Here is a 24,835-nt window from a genome sequence, read left to right on the forward strand (position 1 = left end):
TTCTTTAACATTCCTAAAGTATTATTATTAGCATAGAAAGTCATTTTATGCTGTTTTAAACATTGTTAATATTTAGAGGACAAAATAAAAACGAACTGATTTATTTCACCAGTTCGCTCTCAGTAATCTATTATTTAGGGCTTTCAAAAATTCATTAATCGTTAATTTCTATGATACTGATTCCCTTTTCATTCGAGACTTCTTTCCTGTTGTTTTTTTTAGAGGCTTTTTATTCTCATTAATAACTATAGCCGGAGTTCCGCTATTTTCAACACAGTCTCTGTTAATGGTACATTTTTCAACATTTGTAGAGGATGGAATATCATACATGACATCCAGCATAATTTCTTCAAGAATTGCTCTTAATCCTCTTGCACCTGTATTCCTTGCAATAGCCTTTTCCGCTACAGCATCAAGGGCATCCGGTTCAAACTCAAGTATCACATCATCCATCTCAAAGAGCTTTTGGTATTGCTTGATAAGTGCATTCTTGGGCTCTGTGAGAATCTGTACCAGAGCTGCTTTATCAAGAGGATGCAGCTTTACAACAACAGGAAGCCTTCCTACAAACTCGGGTATTAATCCAAACTTTAAGAGATCCTGTGGCAAAATGTTCTGCAGGATATTACTAATATCCCTTTCCTTGGCAGTTTCGATTTTTGCTCCAAAACCTAAGGACTTCTTACCAATTCTATTTTGTATAATCTTATCGATACCGTCAAAAGCACCTCCACAAATAAAGAGTATATTCGTGGTATCAATCTGTATGAACTCCTGATGCGGATGCTTCCTTCCACCTTGAGGAGGTACCGATGCAACTGTACCTTCCAAAATTTTCAAAAGAGCCTGCTGAACTCCCTCACCGCTAACATCTCTTGTTATTGATGGGTTTTCAGACTTTCTGGCAATTTTGTCTATTTCATCAATATAAATTATACCCTTTTCAGCCTTTTCAATATCATAGTCTGCCGCTTGTATCAGCTTGAGAAGAATGTTTTCAACATCTTCCCCAACATAACCTGCTTCAGTCAAAGAAGTAGCATCTGCAATCGCAAAAGGTACATTCAGTATCCTTGCCAGAGTCTGAGCAAGAAGCGTTTTACCTGATCCTGTAGGACCAAGCATAACAATATTACTCTTCTGCAATTCGGTATCACTGCCCTTTATATCTGAGCCAATCCTTTTATAATGGTTATAAACAGCAACAGATAAGGATTTCTTCGCACCTTCCTGACCAATTACATACTGATCAAGAATGGCTTTTATATCCTTTGGTTTGGGTATTTCACTAAGGTCAGTATCAGCCTTTATATCTTCAAATTCTTCTTCGATAATTTCGGAGCATAATTCTATGCACTCATCGCAAATATATACCCCAGGACCTGCCACCAACCTCTTGACCTGTTCCTGAGTTTTGCCGCAGAATGAACATTTAAGCTGCTTCTTTTCATCATATCTGGACATCATTCCACCTCATTTATTATCTTCTATACATAACTTCGTCCACTAAGCCGTATGCTTTTGCATCTTCTGCCGACATGAAAAAGTCTCTCTCAACATCTTTTTCTATAATATCAAGAGGTTTGCCTGTGTTTTCACTTAAAATTCTGTTCAGCTTACTTTTTATTTTGAGCAGCCATTCAGTATGAATCTTTATATCAGTAGCTTGCCCGCGAACACCGCCTAGAGGCTGGTGTATCATTATTTCTGCATTTGGAAGTGCAAACCTTTTTCCCTTTGTTCCTGCCGATAATAAGAATGCTCCCATACTTGCCGCCATACCGACACATATAGTAGAAACATCAGGCCTAACATGCTGCATTGTATCGTAAATTGCAAACCCGGATGTAACTGATCCTCCTGGACTATTTATATAAAACTGTATATCCTTGTCCGGATCTTCCGCTTCTAAGAAAAGCATTTGTGCAACTATAAGACTTGCAGTAACATCATTAACTTCATCACTTAAAACTATTATCCTATCCTTTAGAAGTCTTGAATAAATATCATATGACCTCTCACCTCGGTTAGTTTGTTCTACAACTATTGGAACAAGACTCATTGCGTTGGCCTCCTTTTTTATTATATTATATTATTTCCCACTTATGGATCGATTAAAAACTAATTTCTGTTAAATTAAAAGCTATCAATATATTAATTTAGAAGTTATTAAACAACCTTTGCATTTTCCATAAGGAAATTGATTGTTTTTACAACTGCCAAATCTTTCTTAATATATTCTATATCGTCATCTTTTAAATGTTTCTTAAATTCTTCCTCATCTTGCTTATAATTTCCTGCAAGTTTTTTTATTTCCTCGTCAATTTCTTCTTGAGAAACTTCTATTTTCTCCAAATCAACGATTTTATCAATAATCAGTTGGTTTAAAACATCCTTCTCAGCTCTTGATCTAAATTGTTCTATGATAGCATCCTGGGAAATACCATAAGCACTCATATATCTGTTGATATCAAGTCCTTGATATCTAAGCCTCATATCAAAATCACGTATCAAAACATCTATTTGCTGGTTAATCATTACTTCTGGAATGTCCACTGTAGTGCTTTCAGCTATTTTATCCAGCAGTGCCGTTTCAGTTTCATGCTTTGCGTTTGCTTCAGCTCTTTCAACAAGCTTCTTCTTTAAATCTTCCTTATATTCAGCTAAAGTGTCGAACTCACTTATATCCTGTGCAAATTCATCATCTATTTCAGGGTATTCCTTAATTTTAACATCGTTGATCTTAACTTTGAAAAGTGCAGCCTTTCCATCTAACTCTTCTTTACCGTAGTTTTCAGGGAAAGAAACATTAACATCAACTTCATCTCCAGCTTTTGCACCGATGAGCTGCTCTTCAAATCCGGGTATAAACTGACCTGACCCTATCTTAAGGCTGTAATTTTCGCCCTTGCCGCCTTCAAATGCAACACCATCAATGAACCCCTCAAAATCGATAACCGCCATATCTCCATCTTCTATAACTCTATCTTCAGCAGATACTATTCTGGCACTTTTTTCAACTACTAATTTAAATTCATTTTCAACATCTTCATCTGTTACGTTTGCTTCAACTTTTTGAACTTCTACGCCTTTATATTCACCTAACTCAACCTCAGGCTTAACTGTAACCTTTGCAGTAAAAATGAGGTTTTGTCCACTTCCAATTTGCTTTATATCAACTTCCGGTTTGTCAACAGGATCGATATTATTTTCTGTAATTGCTTCTTCATATGCTTCAGGACAAATTATGTTAATTGCATCTTCATACAATACGCCCTCACCATAAGCTCTTTCAACTATATGTCTAGGTGCCTTTCCTTTTCTAAATCCCTGAACATTGAATTTTGATGCATTCTTCAAAAAGGATTTTTGCATTCCTTCTTCAAATTTGGCTGCATCCACCTCAATCTCCAATTGAATAACATTTTTTTCGATATTCTCAATTTTAACGTTCATCTTAACGCCAATCCTCCCATTATATGTAATATTTTATCTACACCAGTAAATTTGCAGATGTCTGCCATGAAAACCGGTAATAATCGTTATAGTCAGTATAATCAGTCAAACTCTAAAGGAATCCCTGCCATTTGTCTATAAAACAGTCATTCCATTATAACATAAAACATTCTCAAATTCCAATAATAACGCACGAAAATTTTAATATTTTAATCATTTTCGCATATTTTTATCGGTTTAAAATCAAGATAGTCAGCTGATATTAATTTGAACTCCAATCCGTTATTATTCCCAACTACTGCATTTTTATAACTTTCCCCATGCAAATGACCATATATACATAGACTAACATTATATTGGCACATCAATTCTACAAAGCCTGTAGGTTCTTTTTTAGAATTGAACGGTGGGTAATGCATTGCAACGACTATATATTTCCCATCCTCTACAGGTGCACTTTTAAGGGATAGCTCCAATCTCTGTATCTCTCTGTTGTATATCTTTCTGTCATCACTGCCAAAACCGTCATCACCGGGACTTATCCACCCTCTTGTACCACAAACAATCACACTACCCAGATTATAGCTGTTATTTTGCATAAACTCAATTGTTCTAAACCCATTAGCAGTAAGGAACTGCTGCAGCTTGCTGTGAGTTGTCCACCAATAGTCATGGTTGCCCTTGGAAATTATCTTCCTTCCCGGAAGGCTTTCAATAAACTCGAAGTCTGCTTTAGCCTGGTCAATATAGGTTGCCCATGATATATCGCCCGGAATAATTACAATATCATCGTCCTTTATTGTCTCCAGCCAATTGATTTTTAGCTTCTCCATATAATTGGACCATTTCCATCCAAACACATCCATCGGTTTATCTATGGATATGGCCAAATGAAGATCTGAAATAGCATAAATAGCCAAACTTATTTTCCCCTTTATACACGTTTATACTCAACATTATAAATTATGGTGTAAAATATACCATAACTTCTTAGACATCTAAAAACTAATGAAAAAATTCGTAAATTTTTAAGGCTATGGCATTGGTAATACCATCTACAGCTTCGAGGTCATCAATTCCTGCTTCCTTTATTTTACTTACTGATCCAAAATGCTTTATAAGTGCCTTCTTCCTTTTAGGCCCTATCCCAGGAACCTCATCCAATGCCGACTTTCTATATCTCATTTCTCTGAGCTTCCTATTGTAATCAACAGCAAATCTGTGTGCCTCATCCTGGATAGCTGTAACAAGCCTGAACGCATTAATATTCTTTTCAAAGCTTATTTCTCCCGCCTGAGACATCAATCCCCTGGTTCTGTGCTTATCATCCTTGACCATGCCATAGGCGGGTATACTCACACCCATGCTGTTCATAACCTCTTTTACTGCATTAATATGTCCAAGTCCTCCATCTATCAGAATAAGTTCGGGCATTTTTGAAAATTTGTTAATGCCTTTTGAATTCTCTTCTTCCCTGGGTTTAAATCTTCTGTAGATGGTCTCCTGCATACTTCCATAATCATTCTGGCCTTCTACCGATTTTATTTTAAACCTTCTATATTCTCTGTTTGCAGGAGAGCCGTTTTCAAATACAACCATTGAAGCAACTATTTCCGAAGTACCTGTATTTGATATATCATAAGCCTCTATTCTATGAGGGAATTCTTTTAGTTCTAGAAGCTGAGCCAGTTCACTAAGGCCATCTTTAGACATTGTTTGGTCCCTTTGAATTTTATCCCTGAATTGGTTCAACGCAAATACAGCATTCTGGGAAACCATCTCAATCAATTTATGCTTATCGCCCTTTCTTGGAACCTTTATATATACTTTTCCTGCTCTTTTATCTGTTAGCCATTTCTCAATAATGTTAAGCTCGTCAATATCCCCTTGCAAAAGAATTTCATGAGGAATAAACGATGTTGAACTATAAAACTGCTTTACAAATGAAGTTATAAGCTCTTTATCCTCTACTTCACCGACTCCTTCAAATATAAAGTGCTCCCTGCCTAAAAGCTTGCCTCCTCTTATAAAAAACACCTGAATACATGAATCAGTCTCATTTTTGGCATAGGCTATAACATCCTGATCCTCCATTGCAGTTGAAAGGACCTTCTGCTTCTCAGCAACATGCTTAAGTCCTCTGATTTTGTCCCTAAGGCTTGCAGCCTTCTCAAAGTTAAGGCTTTCCGCCAGCTCATTCATTTGATGCTCAAGCTTATCAATTACTTCTTCATGCTTACCTGCAAGAAAGCTACATATATCTTTCATTAGATTCCTGTATTCCTCTTTATTGACATTGCCCTGACATGGACCAAGACATTGATAAATATGGAAATTCAGGCAAGGCCTCTCTTTTCCCACATCTCTCGGAAACACCCTGTTACATGTCTTTATGGGAAAAAGCTTTTTCAAAAGATCTATAGTTTCCCTGACAGCAGTTACATTTGAATAAGGTCCGAAGTATTTGGCACCATCCTTCTCAAGTCTTCTTGTCATAAGGACCCTCGGGTATTCCTCGTTCATAGTTACCTTTATATATGGATAGGTCTTATCATCCTTAAGAAGAATATTAAACTTGGGTTTATGCTTTTTTATAAGATTACATTCCAGTATAAGTGCCTCAAGCTCAGAATGGGTTACAATATATTCAAACTCTGCAATCCTTGCTACCATTGCTTTTACCTTGGGCGTCATATTTGCAGACGATTGAAAATACTGCCTTACCCTGTTTTTAAGAACAACTGCCTTACCTATATATATAATCTGCCCATTCTCATCCTTCATAATATAAACGCCCGGTTTATCGGGCATTTTCTTTAACTCTTCCTGGATATTAAACATATATTCTCCCAGACTATGAATGAATTTAGTCATTTCTTAGTCACTTTTCATATAGATGTCTTCAGCCACTCATTCAGCATCTCTGTAACTTCACGTTCATCAAGCTTTCTAAGAGCTTCGTCTAAAATCTCTCTGCTTTCATGGTAACTAATTTTCCTTATTAACTCCTTATGTGAAGTTATTTTTGCCGGATGCATGCTTAATCCATCCACCCCCATACCAATAAGAAGTATTGCAGCCGGAATATCTGAAGCCATCTCTCCACAAACACTAACAGGTTTTCCTTTATCATGTGATTTCATACAGCAGTATTTAACTACTGTGAGAAAATCAGGATGCAGATAAAGTTTATGATTTTCTATTGAATGCTTACGGCTTGCTCCCTGCATTTCTTCAAGCAAGTCGTTGGTGCCTATACTGATAAAATCAACTTCTTCAAGTATGCTGTCTATATTTTCTATACCTTTTCTGTTTTCAATCACTGCACCAATTTTAAGGTTTAGTTTGGCCCGGATTTTATCATCCATACAATTAACTACATTATTAATGATGCCTTTAACCTTAAAAATATCGCTAACGTCATTTACCATAGGAAACATTATGCCAACCTGTCCAAATAGTGCAGAATGAACAATAGCACTGATCTGTGCAGTAAGCACATCCATCTGTGTGAATGAAAACCTTATTCCCTTTAATCCTTCTTTATTTATAGACATTTTAGATGTAAACCCTGAAAATATCTTGTCTTCCCCTGCATCCCATGTCCTTATAAATACAGGTTCAGGCTTCATCTTTTTTACTATTTTTGAATACGCGGCATACTGCTGTTTTTCATCAGGAATATCCTTTGAATTGATGAACAATATTTCAGTCCTTACCAACCCTATGCCATCTGCTAAATTGCTGACAGCAATATCACACTCATCAATATTGCTTATATTAGCCATAACAACTATCCGCTTCTTATCAATCGTCTCAGCATGAGTATTTTTCTTTCTGAAAAACCCGCCAAGGTCAAATATCCTGCTTTTATATAAATCCTTATATCTGGAAATCTCCTTTTTGTCAGGATCTATAATAAGAGTTCCATTATTGCAATCCAGAATAGCTGTCTGTCCATTGGATTTCAATATAAAATCATAAGAGACCTTATTCATAAGAGGTATTCCGAGGCCTCTCAATATAATGGCAGCATGGGAAAAATATGCTGCGCCCTCTTCAGAAATGACCCCTGTAACATTCTTTTTTCCAAAGGCAGCTGCCAGCCACGGAGTCAAACACTTGATACCTATAATGCATTTACTGTCAATATCGTCCAAATTCTGTTTGACTGTTTTTCCGCCTATAATATTTCTAATAATCCTGCTTCCAATCTCTTTTATATCAATAATACTTTGCTTGGCATAATCATTATCACTGATCTCAATAGCAGTTACATAACTGTTAATGCACATATCAACTGCATTCTCAGCAAAGATCTTTTTTACTATAATTAGATCCTTTATTTCACTGATAAAATATTTATCTTCAAGAATAGTCTTATAAGCCTCAAATATGAGACTGTTCTCCGCCTCCAACCTTTGCCGCAAGTCATTGCTAAGGTCGCATATCTCTAAAAGAGTCTTATCTATAGCTACTTCAAGCCTTAATATTTCCTCATCTATAAGGCTTTCTTTGATTTTACCCCTGTTAATTTCAATACTTGTCTGTTCAAATGCATATATTTTCCCAACACCTGCTCCGCTAGAAACAGGTGTTCCATTTAATATGAATTTTCCCATTATCAGGTCCCTTCGACCAAGCCAGCAGTTAAGTATTTCTCCAAATCGGATATAGCTGATTGCTCATCTTCTCCATCAGCTATAAGAATAATTTTTGTTCCACTGCCTATTCCCAAAGATAACATCCCTAATAAACTTTTTGCATTTGCCTTTCTTTCGCCTTTTTCAATCCATATCCCTGACTTAAAATTTGAAGCCTTTTGAATAAACATAGCCGCCTGCTTTGAGTCAAGGCCTGATTGATTCTTTATAGTAACTTCTTTAGATATCATATAGATATGACCTCCTAAAAATTCTTAAGTATTTTTTGCTGGCATTTTTATCCATTCATTACATATCTAACCTTGCAAATTACACATAACCTTACGTATATCAATCTTTACACTATTAGTCATTATTAATTATAGCAGAAATTTTAAAAATTCATATAATTAATTATAAAATTAAATTATTTGATAAAACACATTAAAACAGGAAAGCTATAGCAATATTATAAGCTAATACTTTCCTGTATATATCCTAAAACAAGATAATTCATTTTTGATTCCTTAATTTGGCTCAGTAGGTTGTGGAGCTTTTTTTACATTTGCTCTTTCAACAATACTTTTTTGAATAACAAGATAAAATATCAAGCAGATTGCAAATAGATAATAGCTTGCATAACTGCTTATGTTAGCCTTTATATAAAGATAAACATTTATCACCATGTTGTATGCAAAGAAAGCTACTCCCCAGAAAGCATCTTCTACACCACCGCTTTTAACAGGTGAACCCGGGAAGGCTCCATTTTTAAGAAACATAAGAACAATCATGGAAATTATCCCCATCACAACAAATGTAGCCCCATATACAATCATAAGATTTCTGTCTACTTTCTTTCTCTTAAGATCATCATACTCTTTAACCCTTTTCATCACGGAGGCTTCAAATCCTTCAGGGGGCTCTACAGTAATATCCTCCTCATAGCAGTTAAAGATCTCATTGAGACTGTTAAATTCAGCTCTGCATCCAGCACAGGAGTTTATGTGCTGTTTAAGGCATTCATCATCTTTGCTGCTTATGTTTCCATCGAAAAATTTCATTATCAGATCACTGAACTTTTCACAACTCATAGAGCTCCCTCCTTTCCTTCAGGTACCAATTTACCTTTCAGCATTAATCTGGCTCGATATAATCTGTTTTTTATTATAGTAATGGGTTCATTCATAATATTTGTCATCTCTTCGTATGATAAACCATTTTGATGAAAAAGTATAATGGGTATTCTGTACTTTTCAGGAAGTTCCGAAATCGCTTCCCTTATTTTCTCTACTTTTTCCTTCCTTATATAAAACTCCTCAGGAGTATCTTTTTTGTCAGAAACATCTATAGCATCGTCAATAGGTAGTGCATCAACTTTCTTTTTTCGTACAACATCCAGGCAGTGGTTTGTGGCTATCTTTACTATCCATGTGGAAAATTTATATTCAGGATTATATGCCTTTAGGTTCTTATAAACCTTTAAAAATACTTCCTGTGAAATATCATTTACTTCCTGTTCATTGTTTATAACATTATACACAACTTTAAACACAAGTCTCTTGTATCTGCTCACAAGCTCAGAGAATGCATCCTGATCCCCTTTAATACACTTATTGACCAGTTCAATATCACTAATTTCGGGGTCCACCAAACCACACCTCCTTTCAATTTGTCAATACTTTATATACCTATTATACGACAATTTCTCACCAATGTCTGATTTTTTTGATATAATTTAATTATAATCAAAAAATAACTTCTGCTATAAATTCCACTCATAAGCGGAAGTAATTTTTCATTCATACCTTAATTAATTTGTGTACAATAATTAGTATACAGCAATAATAATTTATCAATCATAGTGAAAGCGAGGATATATATATGAAACTTATAAATATAAGTAAGGGTACAATACTCGCAGAAAATCTCGCAGTAGCTGATAATTTTAAAAGCAGGTTTATTGGACTTATGAGCAGAAGCCAGTTATCCCCAGGAGATGGGCTGCTTCTTACAAAATGCAACTCAATCCATATGTGTTTTATGAAATTTGCGTTGGATATAGTGTTTATTGACGAATCAAATAAGGTAGTCCACTTAATAAAAGGTATACCACCATGGAAAGTGTCTGGAATTGTGAAAAGTGCGAAAAATACCGTTGAATTGCCTGTTGGTACCGTAGAGTTATCCAATACAGAAATTGGAGATTTACTGGATTATTATTAGTTTATTCTTTAAAAGTGTATTGACTTAACTTGTCAACACCTGCGTAGAAAGCAGAAATATTTTTAATATAGACATGAATAAAGCCGGGAAATTCATCCCGGCTTTTATTTTTATAGAAATTATTCTATAATCTTTGAAACTGTACCAGATCCTACTGTTCTACCACCTTCACGGATAGCGAATCTTAAGCCTTCTTCCATAGCTATAGGAGCGATGAGCTTAATTGTCATTGTGATGTGGTCACCAGGCATACACATTTCTGTTCCTGCTGGTAATTCAGCAACACCAGTAACGTCAGTAGTTCTGAAGTAGAACTGTGGTCTGTAACCGTTGAAGAAAGGAGTATGTCTTCCACCTTCTTCTTTTGTTAAAACGTAAACCTGTGATTCGAAATGAGTATGAGGTTTAACTGAACCTGGTTTAGCCAATACCTGACCTCTTTCGATTTCATTTCTCTGGATACCTCTTAAGAGAGCTCCGATGTTGTCACCAGCAACAGCTTGGTCAAGAAGCTTTCTGAACATTTCAACACCAGTTACGACAACCTTTTTGGATTCTTCAGCCAAACCGATAAGTTCAACTTCGTCACCAACCTTCAATATACCTCTTTCAACCCTACCAGTAGCAACTGTTCCACGACCTGTGATTGAGAAAACATCTTCTACAGGCATAAGGAAAGGCTTGTCAGTAGGTCTTTCAGGTGTAGGTATGAAGCTATCAACTTCAGCCATTAATTTCATTATTGGCTGGTATTCAGGTGCATTAACATCATTTGCAGTTGATTCAAGAGCAACTAATGCTGAACCTCTAACAATCGGAATATCATCACCTGGGAATTCATATGATGATAAGAGTTCTCTTAATTCCATTTCAACTAATTCGATAAGTTCTTCGTCATCAACCATATCACACTTGTTCAAGAAAACAACTATGTATGGTACACCAACCTGACGTGAGAGAAGAATGTGTTCTCTAGTCTGTGGCATAGGACCATCAGCAGCTGAAACAACGAGTATAGCACCGTCCATCTGAGCAGCACCAGTGATCATGTTTTTAACATAGTCAGCATGGCCTGGGCAGTCAACGTGAGCATAGTGTCTGTTATCAGTTTCATACTCAACGTGAGCAGTTGAAATTGTGATACCTCTTTCTCTTTCTTCTGGAGCTTTATCGATCTGATCGTAAGCTGTGTAGCTAGCTTTTCCCAAGAATCCTAATACCTTAGTTATTGCAGCTGTTAATGATGTCTTACCATGGTCAACGTGACCTATTGTTCCAATGTTAACATGGGGTTTCGTTCTTTCGTATTTAGCCTTTGCCATTGTAAAATCCTCCTTTAATTAATAAATTGCTTTAATTATTGGTATATCAACAGGGACTATTGTCCCTGAAGAAAATCATTTTTTCAGGAGCAATTATTCATTGCTGCTGTTTGCATTTCTAGTTTTTGAAATGCCTTCCTGTATATTCTTAGGAACTTCTTCATAGTGGTCGAACTGCATGGAGTAAACTCCTCTACCCTGTGTTCTTGAACGCAAAGTAGTTGCATAGCCGAACATTTCTGAAAGGGGAACAAATGATTTAACAACCTGTGCTCCACCTCTTGCTTCCATTCCTTCAATTCTTCCTCTTCTTGAGTTCAAGTCACCTATAACATCTCCCATGTACTCCTCAGGAACTGTTACGTCAACTCTCATCATTGGCTCGAGAAGCACTGGATTTGCCTTCTTACAACCATCTTTGAAGGCCATTGATCCTGCAATCTTAAACGCCATTTCAGAAGAGTCAACTTCGTGGTATGAACCGTCAATAAGAGTAACTTTAACGTCAAGAACTTGATATCCTGCAAGAACACCGTGGTTCATTGCTTCCTGAATACCTGCATCAATAGCTGGGATATATTCCTTTGGAATAGCTCCACCGACTATCTTATTAACAAATAAATATCCAGTACCTGGCTCCTGTGGTTCAAGTTCGATCCAGCAGTGACCGTATTGTCCTTTACCACCGGACTGACGAACAAATTTACCTTCAACCTTAACAGCTTTGCGGATTGTTTCCTTATATGCAACCTGTGGTTTACCAACGTTTGCCTCAACCTTAAATTCTCTCATCATACGGTCAACAATGATTTCAAGATGGAGTTCTCCCATACCTGCAATAATTGTTTGACCTGTTTCGGCATCTGTAAATGTCTTGAATGTTGGGTCTTCTTCTGCAAGCTTGGATAATGCAATACCCATTTTTTCCTGTCCAGCCTTTGTTTTAGGCTCGATAGCAACATGGATAACAGGCTCTGGGAATTCCATCGATTCAAGAATAATTGGAGCATCGTCAGAACAAAGGGTATCACCTGTAGTGGTATCCTTTAATCCGATAGCTGCTGCTATGTCACCAGAATAAACAGTATCTATTTCTTCCCTGTGATTAGCATGCATCTGAAGTATTCTTCCTATACGCTCTCTTTTATTTTTTGTTGAATTTAACACATATGAACCGGATCCCAATTTACCTGAGTAAACTCTGAAGAAGCAAAGCTTACCAACAAATGGGTCTGTCATTATTTTAAATGCCAATGCAGAGAAAGGACCTTCATCATTTGCAGGTCTTTCCATTTCCTGATCTCCATCAACTGATAGACCTTTTATAGCAGGAATATCTAATGGTGAAGGCATATAATCGATAACTGCATCCAAAAGCTGCTGAACACCCTTATTCTTATATGAAGATCCGCAAAGTACAGGAACTATTTTATTAGCAATAGTTGCCTTTCTTATACAGTCCTTAACTTCTTCCAAAGTAATCTCTTCACCTTCAAGATACTTCATCATAACATCTTCATCAAGATCTGCTACGTTTTCCATTAACATAGCATGATACTCTTCAGCAAGATCTTTCATATCTTCAGGTATTTCAACTTCATCAATAACTTTTCCCAAATCATCCTTGAAAATATATGCTTTCATTAAAACAAGATCAACTACTCCCTGGAAGTTATCTTCTTTTCCGATAGGAAGCTGAAGAGGCACTGCATTAGAGCCCAATCTTTCCTTCATCATCTTTATACAATTAAAGAAGTCTGCTCCCATTATATCCATCTTATTAACGTAAGCCATACGGGGAACTCTGTATTTGTCAGCCTGTCTCCAAACTGTTTCTGATTGTGGCTCAACGCCGCCTTTAGCACAGAACAATGTAACTGATCCGTCAAGAACACGCAATGATCTTTCAACTTCAACTGTAAAGTCAACGTGTCCCGGTGTATCAATAATATTTATCCTGTTGCCTTTCCATTGAGCTGTTGTAGCAGCAGAAGTAATTGTTATACCTCTTTCCTGCTCCTGCTCCATCCAGTCCATTGTTGCAGCACCTTCGTGAACTTCACCGATTTTATGAGTTCTACCAGTATAGAATAGAATTCTTTCAGTCGTTGTAGTCTTTCCAGCATCTATATGAGCCATTATACCAATGTTTCTAGTATTTTCTAGACTAAATTGCCTGGGCATCTTAACCTTCCTTTCAAATATCCATAGGGCCCAAATTTAGAATTTATCGAAAAAAATTTTGGACATTGAATACATTTTGAATTTCTCTTACCACCTATAATGTGCAAAAGCCTTGTTAGCTTCAGCCATTTTATGTGTATCTTCCTTCTTCTTGTATGCTGCACCTACGCTGTTGGTTGCATCCATTATTTCCCCTGCAAGTCTTTCTCTCATTGTTCTTTCGCCTCTTGCACGTGCATAATTTACCAACCATCTTAACCCCAAGGTTTGTCTTCTTTCAGGCCTTACTTCCATAGGAACCTGATAAGTCGCACCTCCGACCCTTCTCGCTTTAACTTCGAGTACAGGCATAATATTGTTAAGGGCCTGCTCAAAAACCTCCAATGGGTCTTTACCTGTTTTATTCTTAATTATTTCAAAAGCGTCATAGCATAATTTCTGTGCTACACCCTTTTTACCATCAAGCATTAAATTGTTTATAAGCTTTGTAACCACCTTATCGTTAAATAACGGATCAGGCAGAACATCTCTTTTCTGAATATGTCCTTTTCTTGGCACTTTGCTTCCCTCCTTCTTATGATAATATATCATAGGTACTCGCGGCAATTATTTGCCGTCGCCAGTGCTCGTACATGCAAATATATATATATATAAACAACGTACTCTGCACCATTTTTCATACTACGTGCCTGCACATTGTACGAATCTTATTTCTTAACAGCACCTGCTTTTGGTCTCTTAGCACCATACTTGGAACGTGACTGCATTCTTTTTGCTACTCCTGCAGTATCAAGAGTTCCTCTAACGATATGATACCTAACCCCTGGAAGGTCCTTAACCCTACCTCCCCTTATGAGAACAACACTGTGCTCTTGCAGGTTGTGGCCTATACCCGGAATATAAGCAGTTACTTCTATACCATTAGTCAAACGTACCCTTGCAACCTTTCTCAAAGCTGAGTTTGGCTTCTTAGGAGTAGTAGTTTTAACAACAGTACAAACACCACGTTTTTGAGGTGCACTCAAATCTGTAGGCTGCTTCTTCAAAGAGTTGAATCCTTTTTGAAGTGCGGGTGCAGTTGATTTCTTTTCCATAACCTGTCTTCCTTTTCTTACTAACTGGTTAAACGTTGGCATTACTTCACCTCCTCTCAATCCTTAATTATTATAATAAATAACTACTTTAGCAGTTTGCTATTTTAAAACACAAGCCACTGCAGCACCAACTTCTATGCCACATGCTTTACCAAGCTGCTTCATAGTATCAATATAAACAATTTCAATATCACTGCTCGAACATAATTCCTTAATACTTCTGACTACTTTTTCGTCTGCATCCTTAGCGATGTAAACAGTATCTGCAAGTCCATTTTCAACCGCTTTCATGGACTGTCTGATCCCTATGGTCTTCTTGCTGCTCTTAATACTCTCCAACACCTTTTACCCTCCAGGAAATCCACTAAATTATATAGTGTGCTTTGATTATATCCTTTCATTAAGAAAAAGTATTTCTTGGTTTGTAAATACATTATTTTACACAATTCATTACTAAAACGCACACTAAAATATTTTATATCTTAATGTTTATTTTGTCAAGGATTAAGGAGTCGGTATATTAACCAACTCCTTTTACCGTTTGTATAATGTTAAGTTTTATACCTTACTCTACTCCAACAGTACTGATATTTATATCCTTGTATCTGCTCATTCCTGTCCCGGCAGGTATCAACTTACCTATTATAACGTTTTCCTTAAGTCCTACCAGAGGATCAACCTTTCCTTTTATAGCAGCTTCTGTCAATACCCTTGTCGTTTCCTGGAAGGATGCTGCTGATAAGAATGACTCTGTAGCAAGTGAAGCCTTTGTTATACCAAGTAATGTCCTCTTTGCTTCAGCAGGTCTCTTACCCTCAGCCAATGCCTTGGCATTTTCTTCATCGAAATCAAATATATCTACGAGGCTACCTGGTAGAAGATTGGTGTCACCAGCCTCCTCAACCTTAACCTTACGAAGCATCTGCTTTACTATAACTTCTATATGTTTATCGTTGATGTCAACACCCTGCAGCCTGTAAACTCTTTGTACTTCAGACAGCAGATAAGACTGAACACCATTTATACCTTTTATCTTCAGTATGTCATGAGGGTTAACGGAACCTTCTGTCAACTCGTCACCGGCCTCAACCACATCACCGTCACTAACTTTAATCCTTGATCCATATGGAATGAGGTAATTCCTTGCCTCTCCATCCTCTGAAGTAATAATAACTTCTCTCTTTTTCTTTGTCTCACTTATTTTAACTGTACCCGGTATTTCGGATATGATAGCAAGACCCTTTGGCTTTCTTGCCTCAAATAACTCTTCGACACGAGGCAAACCCTGTGTGATGTCATCACCGGCAACACCACCTGTATGGAAGGTTCTCATTGTAAGCTGGGTACCCGGCTCACCGATTGACTGTGCTGCGATAATACCAACAGCTTCACCAACGTTACAATCTTCACCTGTAGCAAGGTTGGCTCCATAGCACTTGCCGCAAACCCCATACTCGGAGTGGCAGGTAAGTACCGATCTGATTTTAATCTTCTTATGACCAGCCTTAACGATCTTGCTTGCTGTATTTTCCTTTATCATCTTGCCGGCTTCTATTAATACTTCACCGGTTTCAGGATGTGTAATAGCTTCAGCTGCATATCTTCCTGTGATTCTCTCTTCCAAACCTTCAATTACTTCAGTACCATCTTTGATGTCAGAAACAACAATACCTTTTCTGGTACCGCAGTCCATTTCTCTTACTATAACATCCTGACTTACGTCAACTAGACGTCTTGTCAAATATCCGGAGTCGGCAGTTCTTAACGCTGTATCTGCAAGACCTTTTCTTGCACCGTGGGTTGAAATAAAGTACTCGAGAACGTTAAGACCCTCACGGAAGTTAGCTTTTATAGGTATTTCGATTGTCTTACCTGAAGTATCCGCCATAAGTCCTCTCATACCGGCCAGCTGTCTTATCTGGTTAACGTTACCTCTCGCTCCTGAGTGAGCCATCATGTAAACCGGATTAAATCTATCCAGGTTGGCCATCAATGCTTGAGTAATGTTTTCTACCGTTTCAGTCCATGCAGTAATGACAGAGTTATATCTTTCTTCATCAGATATAAGACCTCTCTTATACTGTTTTACTATATTTTCTATCCTGTCTTCAGTCTCTTTAAGATAGCGTTGCTTAACCTCAGGTATAACCATATCGGATACGCTGATAGTTATTGCACCTCTTGTTGAATACTTGAAGCCCAAAGCTTTTATCTTATCAAGAATTATTGCAGTTTCTGTAGTTCCATGGGTCCTTATGCTTTTATCAATTATACGTCCTAATGCTTTTCTATCAACAAGGAAAGTTATTTCCAAATCTGCTTCCTTCTCAGGGTCATTTCTGTCTACAAATCCAAGATCCTGTGGAATAGCTTCATTGAATATTATTCTACCTGCTGTGGCACTAATAATTCTATCGCACCATTCACCTTTAATAAGTCTTTTCATTCTTACCTTGATAGGCGCATGGAGCCCTAAGAATCCATTGTCATAAGCCATTATTGCTTCTTCAGGTGATCCGAACACCTTACCTTCACCAGGTTCACCAGGTTTTTCTATGGTAAGATAATAACTTCCCAAAACCATGTCCTGTGTAGGTACTGTAACAGGCTTACCATCCTGAGGCTTCAAAAGATTGTTCGCCGAGAGCATCAGGAATCTTGCTTCCGCTTGAGCTTCTGCTGAAAGCGGAACGTGAACAGCCATCTGGTCACCGTCAAAGTCAGCATTGTAAGCTGTACAAACCAATGGATGGAGCTTTAATGCTCTACCTTCAACAAGCACAGGCTCAAATGCCTGAATACCAAGTCTGTGAAGGGTTGGTGCACGGTTTAGAAGCACAGGATGTTCCTTGATTACTTCCTCCAATACATCCCATATTTCATTACGTACCCTTTCAACCATTCTCTTAGCACTCTTTATATTGTGTGCAAGCCCATCATTAACGAGCTTCTTCATAACAAATGGTTTAAATAGCTCAAGTGCCATTTCCTTAGGAAGACCGCACTGGAATATCTTAAGGTCAGGGCCGACAACTATAACTGAACGTCCTGAATAGTCAACACGCTTACCTAAGAGGTTCTGACGGAAACGTCCCTGCTTACCTTTTAACATATCTGAAAGGGACTTTAACGGTCTGTTACCAGGACCTGTTACAGGTCTTCCTCTTCTTCCGTTATCAATAAGTGCGTCAACTGCTTCCTGGAGCATCCTCTTTTCATTTCTTACAATGATATCAGGAGCACCCAGGTCTAAAAGTCTCTTTAATCGGTTATTTCTATTAATAACCCTTCTATATAAGTCGTTTAAGTCTGATGTTGCAAACCTTCCGCCATCCAACTGTACCATAGGCCTTAACTCAGGCGGTATTACAGGTACTACATCCATGACCATCCAATCCGGTCTGTTGGATGAGAGCCTGAAAGATTCTACAACTTCAAGTCTTTTAATTGTTCTTATCCTTTTTTGTCCGGTTGTTTCTTCCAGTTCAGCTCTTAGTTCTTTAGACAACTGTTCAAGATCAATTTCCATAAGAAGCTCTTTTATGGCTTCTGCACCCATTTCTGCACGAAACTTGGGACCGAATTTCTCCAAACTGTCTCTGTATTCCTTTTCAGTTAAAGGCTGCTTTTTTGAAAGCGGTGTCTGGCCTGGATCGATAACAACATATGATGCAAAGTATAATATTTTTTCAAGTACCCTTGGAGACATATCCAGGATTAGACCCATACGACTGGGTATACCCTTGAAATACCAAATATGGGAGACTGGAGCAGCTAATTCTATATGCCCCATTCTTTCCCTTCTTACCTTGGATCTTGTTACTTCAACACCACATCTGTCACATACTATACCTTTATATCTGATCCTTTTATACTTTCCACAGTGACATTCCCAGTCCTTCTGAGGTCCAAAAATCCTTTCACAGAAAAGACCATCCCTCTCAGGCTTTAATGTCCTATAATTGATGGTTTCGGGCTTTTTAACTTCGCCTCTTGACCATTCTCTTATCTTTTCCGGAGATGCTAGGCCTATTTTAATAGAATCAAAGTTATTTAGTTCAAACATCGGCTTCTCTCCCTTCCTTAGATAATATCGTCGTCATCAAATCCGCTTCCGAAATCCTCAGCATCGGCAAAAATGTCTTCTTCAATTACATCCTCAATTTTATCTCCGGTACTGATATCTCCGATTTCAAAATCGTCCATATCCATATCCTCATCCAAAACGTCTTCTCCGATATCATCGAAGTCGGCTAACGGAATTTCATCTTCTCTGCCTTCTATATTAACGTTAAGTTCTTCAAGTTCATCTTCTACTGACTCTTTAATTGCAATTTCTTCCTGTTCTTCAGAGTATACCTTCACATCAAGACACAAGCTCTGAAGCTCTTTTATCAATACCTTAAATGACTCAGGTATTCCAGGCTCTGGAACGTTTTCGCCCTTAACAATTGCCTCATATGTCTTAACCCTACCTACAACGTCATCAGACTTAACTGTAAGTATTTCCTGGAGCGTATATGCTGCACCATATGCTTCAAGTGCCCAAACTTCCATTTCCCCGAATCTCTGTCCACCGAACTGTGCTTTACCTCCCAAAGGCTGCTGAGTAACCAGTGAATATGGACCGGTCGAACGTGCGTGAATCTTGTCATCAACAAGGTGGGCGAGTTTCAGTATATACATGTAACCCACAGTTACCCTGTTATCAAAAGGCATTCCTGTTCTTCCGTCATATAAAACGGTTTTACCATCAGGATCCAGACCTGCCATCTTTAGAGTTTCAACTATGTCATCTTCTGTTGCTCCATCAAATACAGGTGTTGCAATCTTCCAGCCAAGTGCTTTTGCAGCAAAGCCCAAGTGAACTTCAAGCACCTGACCGATATTCATACGTGATGGAACCCCCAGTGGATTAAGAACTATCTGAAGGGGTGTACCATCAGGCAGGAACGGCATATCCTCTTCTGGGAGTATCCTCGAGATAACCCCTTTATTACCGTGTCTTCCGGCCATCTTGTCACCAACAGATATTTTTCTCTTTTGAGCTATATAACACCTTACCAATTGGTTAACTCCAGGAGGAAGCTCATCACCGTTTTCCCTTGTGAACACCTTAACATCAACTATGATACCTGATTCACCATGAGGAACACGCAGTGATGTATCTCTTACTTCTCTTGCCTTTTCACCAAATATTGCCCTTAAAAGTCTTTCTTCGGCGGTAAGCTCAGTTTCACCCTTTGGAGTAACTTTCCCAACAAGGATATCTCCTGATCTTACTTCAGCACCAACTCTGATTATTCCTCTATCGTCAAGGTCCTTTAATGACTCTTCACTTACATTAGGAATATCTCTTGTTATCTCTTCAGGACCAAGTTTCGTATCTCTTGATTCTGCCTCATACTCTTCAATATGGATTGATGTAAATACATCATCTTTAACAAGCTTTTCACTTATAAGGATAGCATCCTCATAGTTATAACCTTCCCAGGTCATGAATGCAATCAGTATATTCTTACCAAGTGCTATTTCACCAAGCTCAGTAGAAGGTCCATCAGCTATAACGTCACCTGGCTGGAGGACTTCACCCTTAGCAACTATCGGCCTCTGATTGATACATGTTCCCTGGTTTGATCTCATATATTTTAACAACTTGTGTACTTCTTTTTTACCGTCATTGTTCTTTATAACAATCTCATTAGCGGATACCTTATCAACTACACCGCCCTTTTCTGTAAGAACAACAACACCGGAGTCCTTTGCCGCTTTGTACTCAATTCCTGTACCTATAACAGGTGAATTTGCCTTAATAAGAGGCACTGCCTGACGCTGCATGTTTGATCCCATAAGAGCACGGTTTGCGTCATCGTTTTCAAGGAATGGAATCATAGCTGTCGCAACAGATACCAACTGTTTAGGCGAAACGTCCATAAAATCGACCTTTGAGTGTTCGATTTCAAGGATTTCCTCCCTGTATCTTGCAGCAACCTTCTTAGCTGCAAAAGTACCGTCTTCATTAAGGGGCTCATTTGCCTGAGCAACGAAGAATTTATCTTCCTCATCAGCCGTAAGATAAACAATCTCATCTGTTACACGGTCTGTCTCCTTATCAACCTTTCTGTAAGGAGCCTCAATAAAGCCATATTCATTAATCCTTGCAAAGGTACTTAATGAACCTATAAGACCTATGTTAGGACCTTCAGGTGTTTCTATAGGACACATACGACCATAGTGGGAGTGGTGAACGTCACGGACTTCGAAGCCCGCTCTTTCTCTGCTCAAACCACCAGGACCAAGTGCACTAAGCCTTCTCTTATGTGTCAACTCAGCTAATGGATTTGTCTGGTCCATGAACTGGGACAACTGACTGCTTCCAAAGAACTCTTTGATAGCTGCTGCAACAGGCCTGATGTTTATAAGAGCCTGAGGAGTAACTATGTCAATATCCTGAATAGTCATTCTTTCCCTTACAACCCTCTCCATCCTGGCCAAACCTATCCTGAACTGGTTTTGCAACAGTTCTCCAACCGAACGGAGCCTTCTATTTCCAAGATGGTCTATATCATCTACTGTTCCTATACCATAGGAAAGATTTACGATGTAATTTATAGATGCAACAATATCATCAATTGTAATATATTTAGGAATAAGTTCTCCCAAATTTTCTTTTAAGGCTTTTTTTATTTCAGCCTCAGTTTTGTTATCATTCAAAATTGATTGGAGAACATCTACCTTAACTTTTTCATTAACGCCTGTATCACTTATGTCAAATTCCACATAAGCCTTTATGTCCACCATTTTATTGCCTATGACTTTTACACTTTTGCCTTCAGCCAAAACATGTACAAAACTAATACCTGAGTTTTCTATTTCAATGGATTTCTCTCTTCCGATAACATCACCCTCAGCTGCCAATATTTCACCAGTCTCAGGATGAATAATATTTTCAGCGGCTTTAAATCCATATATTCTTGTAGCTAAAGAAAGCTTTTTGTTAAACTTAAATCTACCAAATCTCGCTAAATCATATCTTTTAGAATCGAAGAAAAGGCTGTTTAAAAGAGAACGTGCACTATCTACAGTAGGCGGCTCACCAGGTCTAAGCCTCTTGTATACCTCAAGTAAACCCTCATCAGTAGTTTTTGAGTTATCCTTCTGTATTGTTGCTAGAATACGTTCATCTTCACCTAAAAGCTGAGTTATTTCATAGTCCGTACCAAAACCCAAAGCTCTTAATAATACAGTAATAGGAAGCTTTCTTGTTCTGTCGATCCTGACGGAAATTATATCGTTAGAATCTGTTTCATACTCAAGCCATGCCCCTCTGTTTGGTATTACGGTATTTGAGTATAGCTTCTTTCCGGTTTTGTCAAATTTCATTGAATAATATATTCCAGGGGATCTTACCAATTGGCTGACAATAACTCTCTCCGCCCCATTAATTATAAAGGTACCGTTATTGGTCATGAGAGGAAAATCACCCATAAATATTTCCTGTTCTTTAACTTCACCGGTTTCCTTATTTATTAGCCTTACTTTAACTTTTAAGGGAGCTGAAAAAGTTGCATCTCTTTCCTTACATTCTTCAACACTATATTTGGGATTGTCATCAAGAGAATAATCTACAAAGTCCATTATTAGATTACCTGTGTAATCTGTAATGGGAGATACATCTCTAAACACTTCCCTAAGTCCCTCTTCGAGGAACCACTTGTAAGAATTCTTCTGAACTTCAATAAGATTTGGCATGTCTAGAACTTCATCGATTTTTGAGTAGCTCATCCTAGTAGTTTTACCCAGACTAACGGGATGTACCATTAAATATCACCTCATAATTATGACTTTTTAGGACTAAATTCTATAGCTTGAAAACCTGCCCCCTTCCAAAAATCCATATCGTTACAACTAAATGTATCAAACAATTCTATTGTTTTTAAATTAACAATTTCTTTTACCTTATATATAAAAATCATTTTAATCATAATATTAACTAAAGGTTATTAACCTTTCAATAAAGATTAATTAGTGTGATTAAATTGATTTTGTTTTCAAATTGTTTACATACAAACTAAAAGCTATTAAACAAATAGCAATTACCGAATAATCCCAAGTGCATACTTAACTCATTCAATACTCTTCTCCTAGTCAATGGTATGTAATGATCCAATATTTTTCAACAAACTATATAAATACGCAAAAACTATGGTAAATATTCCCTTTTGTAAATACCATATCAGCAACTAAGATATGCATTATGTCTTTTGAATATTTTTAAAAAAAGTACATAGACTAATATAATGCATGTTTAATCTATTAAAATATTATTAACAATTATTGTCTTATTTATTCTATCGTGTTATAATTTATTTGTATTAAGTATAAAATTTCAATAAAGCTGTATTTTACCATGAAATTATAACGCAGTATATAATACTACCATTGAAAGAACAACTTGTCAAGATTAATCTGTCAAATTTAATCTTTTTTTTATTTCTTCTAATAAAATCATTTTTCTACTTAAATTATAGAATCAATTAATTTTTTTACATTTGTCATTAAAATTTGACATTGACAAATTTTAATGCAAAAAGCTTCTTGGCTTTATTTTACTGTAGCCAAGAAGCTTTTTATAGATTAAATTATTTAATTTCGCAAGTTGCTCCAACTTCTTTGAACTTAGCTTCGATTGATGCAGCTTCATCCTTAGCAACATTTTCTTTGATTGGCTTTGGAGCTCCGTCAACGAGGTCTTTAGCTTCTTTTAAGCCTAAACCTGTAACTTCTCTAACAACTTTGATAACCTTTATTTTGTCTGCTCCAACATCCTTCAATATTACATTGAATTCAGTCTTTTCTTCTGCAGGAGCTGCTCCAGCACCAGCTGCAGGAGCTGCACCAACTGCCATTACAGGAGCTGCTGCTGATACTCCGAACTCTTCTTCCAATGCTTTAACTAAATCAGCCAATTCCAATACTGTTAATGCCTTAACATCTTCAATCATCTTTGTAACTTTTTCACTAGCCATTTTAATAACCCTCCGTTATTTTCATATACTTTAAATTTTTAATAGTTAATAGTTTTTAAATCAAGCACTTATTAAGCACTTTGCTTTTTTTCTGCAATAGCGTTCAATACTATTGCCAATCCTCTCAAGTTTCCGTTCAATACATTTACAAAACCGGAAATTGGAGCATTGAATCCACCGAGAACCTTTGCAATGAGAACTTCTTTTGATGGAAGCTCTGCAAGCTGCTTTATGCCGTTTACGTCAATTACCTTGCCGTCTACAACACCAACTTTTAATTCGAGCTTTTCAAATTTCTTTGCATACTCTGCCAATACCTTTGCAGGAGCAACAGGATCACTGCTGCACATAGCTATTGCAGTAGGACCGTTTAAGTGTTCATCAACACCTTCAATACCGTTTTCCTTTAAAGCAAATTTGGTCAATGTATTTTTAACAACCCTGTACTCAACTCCAGCTTTTCTCAAAGCATTTCTCAGTTCAGTGTCTTGCTCAACTGTAAGTCCTCTATAATCAGCGAGTACGATTGATTGAGCTTCCTTTACTTTTCCGGAAAGTTCTTTAACAACTTCCTTCTTGTGGGCTAATATGCTTTCACTTGGCACTTCTTTTACACCTCCTTTAAACTATCTTAAAACCATTATAAATAACTAAACCCTCGTACGGACATAGACATACGAGGGCATTAAATATCATTCATTTAAACCTCGGTAGGAAGGGTAACCTGTTATGCCTTACGGCTCCTACTGTCTATGGTACAGTATTCAGTTTAGGTGATTTCTAAAAAATAGTTGGTCAACTGGAGATTTCAAAAATATTGATTTTACTGATCTCCATCATAAAAATTGACCAAGGAAATTTTTGAAATCTCCTTATTTAAATTT

The 24,835-nt window shown here is 37.3% G+C and carries 19 protein-coding genes and 1 other annotated feature; of the genes, 1 reads left to right on the plus strand and 18 read right to left on the minus strand.

The window, feature by feature from the left end:
* Nucleotides 1-168: 168 nt before the first annotated feature.
* From clpX to Bccel_RS21190, 9 genes are all read right to left on the minus strand, one after another.
* Nucleotides 169-1,464 carry an ATP-dependent Clp protease ATP-binding subunit ClpX gene (clpX, locus tag Bccel_RS21150; RefSeq protein ID WP_036937217.1) on the minus strand — a complete coding sequence of 432 codons (1,296 nt, stop codon included), beginning with the start codon at nucleotides 1,462-1,464 and terminating at the stop codon, nucleotides 169-171.
* Nucleotides 1,465-1,480: 16 nt separating this feature from the next.
* Nucleotides 1,481-2,062 (minus strand): ATP-dependent Clp endopeptidase proteolytic subunit ClpP, encoded by a 582-nt coding sequence (gene clpP, locus Bccel_RS21155; protein ID WP_036937215.1) that lies wholly within the window; start codon nucleotides 2,060-2,062, stop codon nucleotides 1,481-1,483.
* A gap of 107 nt (nucleotides 2,063-2,169) precedes the next feature.
* A complete protein-coding gene (tig, locus tag Bccel_RS21160; RefSeq protein ID WP_036937213.1) occupies nucleotides 2,170-3,456 on the minus strand; it encodes a trigger factor in 1,287 nt (428 codons plus the stop codon).
* Between the two features lie 209 nt (nucleotides 3,457-3,665).
* Nucleotides 3,666-4,376: a metallophosphoesterase gene (locus Bccel_RS21165; protein ID WP_036937211.1), complete on the minus strand. Its 711-nt coding sequence runs from the start codon at nucleotides 4,374-4,376 to the stop codon at nucleotides 3,666-3,668.
* 85 nt (nucleotides 4,377-4,461) lie between these two features.
* Nucleotides 4,462-6,297 (minus strand): excinuclease ABC subunit UvrC, encoded by a 1,836-nt coding sequence (gene uvrC / locus Bccel_RS21170; RefSeq protein WP_036937209.1) that lies wholly within the window; start codon nucleotides 6,295-6,297, stop codon nucleotides 4,462-4,464.
* A 47-nt stretch (nucleotides 6,298-6,344) separates the two neighbouring features.
* On the minus strand, nucleotides 6,345-8,078 hold the full coding sequence (gene ptsP, locus Bccel_RS21175) for a phosphoenolpyruvate--protein phosphotransferase (protein ID WP_036937206.1): 1,734 nt from the start codon (nucleotides 8,076-8,078) through the stop codon (nucleotides 6,345-6,347).
* Between the two features lie 2 nt (nucleotides 8,079-8,080).
* Nucleotides 8,081-8,350, minus strand: a complete 270-nt coding sequence (locus Bccel_RS21180; RefSeq protein WP_036937204.1) for an HPr family phosphocarrier protein — start codon at nucleotides 8,348-8,350, stop codon at nucleotides 8,081-8,083.
* A 276-nt stretch (nucleotides 8,351-8,626) separates the two neighbouring features.
* The gene (locus Bccel_RS21185; RefSeq protein WP_036937200.1) at nucleotides 8,627-9,190 is read right to left on the minus strand and encodes an anti-sigma factor family protein; all 564 of its coding nucleotides are present in this window, start codon (nucleotides 9,188-9,190) and stop codon (nucleotides 8,627-8,629) included.
* On the minus strand, nucleotides 9,187-9,747 hold the full coding sequence (locus tag Bccel_RS21190; protein WP_242853057.1) for an RNA polymerase sigma factor: 561 nt from the start codon (nucleotides 9,745-9,747) through the stop codon (nucleotides 9,187-9,189). The genes Bccel_RS21185 and Bccel_RS21190 overlap by 4 nt, the downstream gene beginning before the upstream one ends.
* Nucleotides 9,748-9,980: 233 nt before the next feature.
* Between Bccel_RS21190 and Bccel_RS21195 the strand changes: the two genes are divergently transcribed.
* Nucleotides 9,981-10,322, plus strand: a complete 342-nt coding sequence (locus Bccel_RS21195) for a DUF192 domain-containing protein (RefSeq protein WP_036937197.1) — start codon at nucleotides 9,981-9,983, stop codon at nucleotides 10,320-10,322.
* A 119-nt stretch (nucleotides 10,323-10,441) separates the two neighbouring features.
* On the opposite strand, the gene tuf is transcribed toward Bccel_RS21195, so the two are convergent.
* The 9 genes from tuf to rplJ all read right to left on the minus strand — a co-directional run bounded on the left by tuf (nucleotide 10,442) and on the right by rplJ (nucleotide 24,556).
* On the minus strand, nucleotides 10,442-11,644 hold the full coding sequence (tuf, locus tag Bccel_RS21200) for an elongation factor Tu (protein ID WP_036937194.1): 1,203 nt from the start codon (nucleotides 11,642-11,644) through the stop codon (nucleotides 10,442-10,444).
* 93 nt (nucleotides 11,645-11,737) lie between these two features.
* Nucleotides 11,738-13,828 (minus strand): elongation factor G, encoded by a 2,091-nt coding sequence (gene fusA / locus Bccel_RS21205; RefSeq protein WP_036937192.1) that lies wholly within the window; start codon nucleotides 13,826-13,828, stop codon nucleotides 11,738-11,740.
* Between the two features lie 87 nt (nucleotides 13,829-13,915).
* Nucleotides 13,916-14,386 (minus strand): 30S ribosomal protein S7, encoded by a 471-nt coding sequence (rpsG, locus tag Bccel_RS21210; protein WP_036937189.1) that lies wholly within the window; start codon nucleotides 14,384-14,386, stop codon nucleotides 13,916-13,918.
* A gap of 149 nt (nucleotides 14,387-14,535) precedes the next feature.
* Nucleotides 14,536-14,964 (minus strand): 30S ribosomal protein S12, encoded by a 429-nt coding sequence (rpsL, locus tag Bccel_RS21215; RefSeq protein ID WP_036937186.1) that lies wholly within the window; start codon nucleotides 14,962-14,964, stop codon nucleotides 14,536-14,538.
* Nucleotides 14,965-15,021: 57 nt separating this feature from the next.
* Nucleotides 15,022-15,264 (minus strand): ribosomal L7Ae/L30e/S12e/Gadd45 family protein, encoded by a 243-nt coding sequence (locus Bccel_RS21220; RefSeq protein WP_036937183.1) that lies wholly within the window; start codon nucleotides 15,262-15,264, stop codon nucleotides 15,022-15,024.
* A gap of 223 nt (nucleotides 15,265-15,487) precedes the next feature.
* Nucleotides 15,488-18,988 (minus strand): DNA-directed RNA polymerase subunit beta', encoded by a 3,501-nt coding sequence (gene rpoC / locus Bccel_RS21225; protein ID WP_036937180.1) that lies wholly within the window; start codon nucleotides 18,986-18,988, stop codon nucleotides 15,488-15,490.
* Nucleotides 18,989-19,005: 17 nt separating this feature from the next.
* Nucleotides 19,006-22,743, minus strand: a complete 3,738-nt coding sequence (rpoB, locus tag Bccel_RS21230; protein ID WP_036937177.1) for a DNA-directed RNA polymerase subunit beta — start codon at nucleotides 22,741-22,743, stop codon at nucleotides 19,006-19,008.
* Between the two features lie 821 nt (nucleotides 22,744-23,564).
* A complete protein-coding gene (rplL, locus tag Bccel_RS21235) occupies nucleotides 23,565-23,951 on the minus strand; it encodes a 50S ribosomal protein L7/L12 (RefSeq protein ID WP_036937173.1) in 387 nt (128 codons plus the stop codon).
* Between the two features lie 71 nt (nucleotides 23,952-24,022).
* Nucleotides 24,023-24,556: a 50S ribosomal protein L10 gene (rplJ, locus tag Bccel_RS21240; RefSeq protein WP_036937170.1), complete on the minus strand. Its 534-nt coding sequence runs from the start codon at nucleotides 24,554-24,556 to the stop codon at nucleotides 24,023-24,025.
* Between the two features lie 35 nt (nucleotides 24,557-24,591).
* Nucleotides 24,592-24,725, minus strand: a sequence feature (ribosomal protein L10 leader region).
* Nucleotides 24,726-24,835 lie beyond the last annotated feature (110 nt).

Source organism: Pseudobacteroides cellulosolvens ATCC 35603 = DSM 2933, assembly GCF_001262605.1.
GTDB classification, from domain to species: Bacteria; Bacillota; Clostridia; order Acetivibrionales; family DSM-2933; genus Pseudobacteroides; species Pseudobacteroides cellulosolvens.

Coding starts and splice junctions, on each gene's coding strand:
- tig (WP_036937213.1), bottom strand. CDS start 3,456: ATGAACGTTAAAATTGAGAATATCGAAAAAAATGTTATTCAATTGGAG.
- Bccel_RS21180 (WP_036937204.1), bottom strand. CDS start 8,350: ATGATATCTAAAGAAGTTACTATAAAGAATCAATCAGGCCTTGACTCA.
- rpsL (WP_036937186.1), bottom strand. CDS start 14,964: ATGCCAACGTTTAACCAGTTAGTAAGAAAAGGAAGACAGGTTATGGAA.
- ptsP (WP_036937206.1), bottom strand. CDS start 8,078: ATGGGAAAATTCATATTAAATGGAACACCTGTTTCTAGCGGAGCAGGT.
- Bccel_RS21195 (WP_036937197.1), top strand. CDS start 9,981: ATGAAACTTATAAATATAAGTAAGGGTACAATACTCGCAGAAAATCTC.
- rpoC (WP_036937180.1), bottom strand. CDS start 18,988: ATGTTTGAACTAAATAACTTTGATTCTATTAAAATAGGCCTAGCATCT.
- clpP (WP_036937215.1), bottom strand. CDS start 2,062: ATGAGTCTTGTTCCAATAGTTGTAGAACAAACTAACCGAGGTGAGAGG.
- Bccel_RS21185 (WP_036937200.1), bottom strand. CDS start 9,190: ATGAGTTGTGAAAAGTTCAGTGATCTGATAATGAAATTTTTCGATGGA.
- tuf (WP_036937194.1), bottom strand. CDS start 11,644: ATGGCAAAGGCTAAATACGAAAGAACGAAACCCCATGTTAACATTGGA.
- rpoB (WP_036937177.1), bottom strand. CDS start 22,743: ATGGTACATCCCGTTAGTCTGGGTAAAACTACTAGGATGAGCTACTCA.
- uvrC (WP_036937209.1), bottom strand. CDS start 6,297: ATGTTTAATATCCAGGAAGAGTTAAAGAAAATGCCCGATAAACCGGGC.
- clpX (WP_036937217.1), bottom strand. CDS start 1,464: ATGTCCAGATATGATGAAAAGAAGCAGCTTAAATGTTCATTCTGCGGC.
- fusA (WP_036937192.1), bottom strand. CDS start 13,828: ATGCCCAGGCAATTTAGTCTAGAAAATACTAGAAACATTGGTATAATG.
- rplL (WP_036937173.1), bottom strand. CDS start 23,951: ATGGCTAGTGAAAAAGTTACAAAGATGATTGAAGATGTTAAGGCATTA.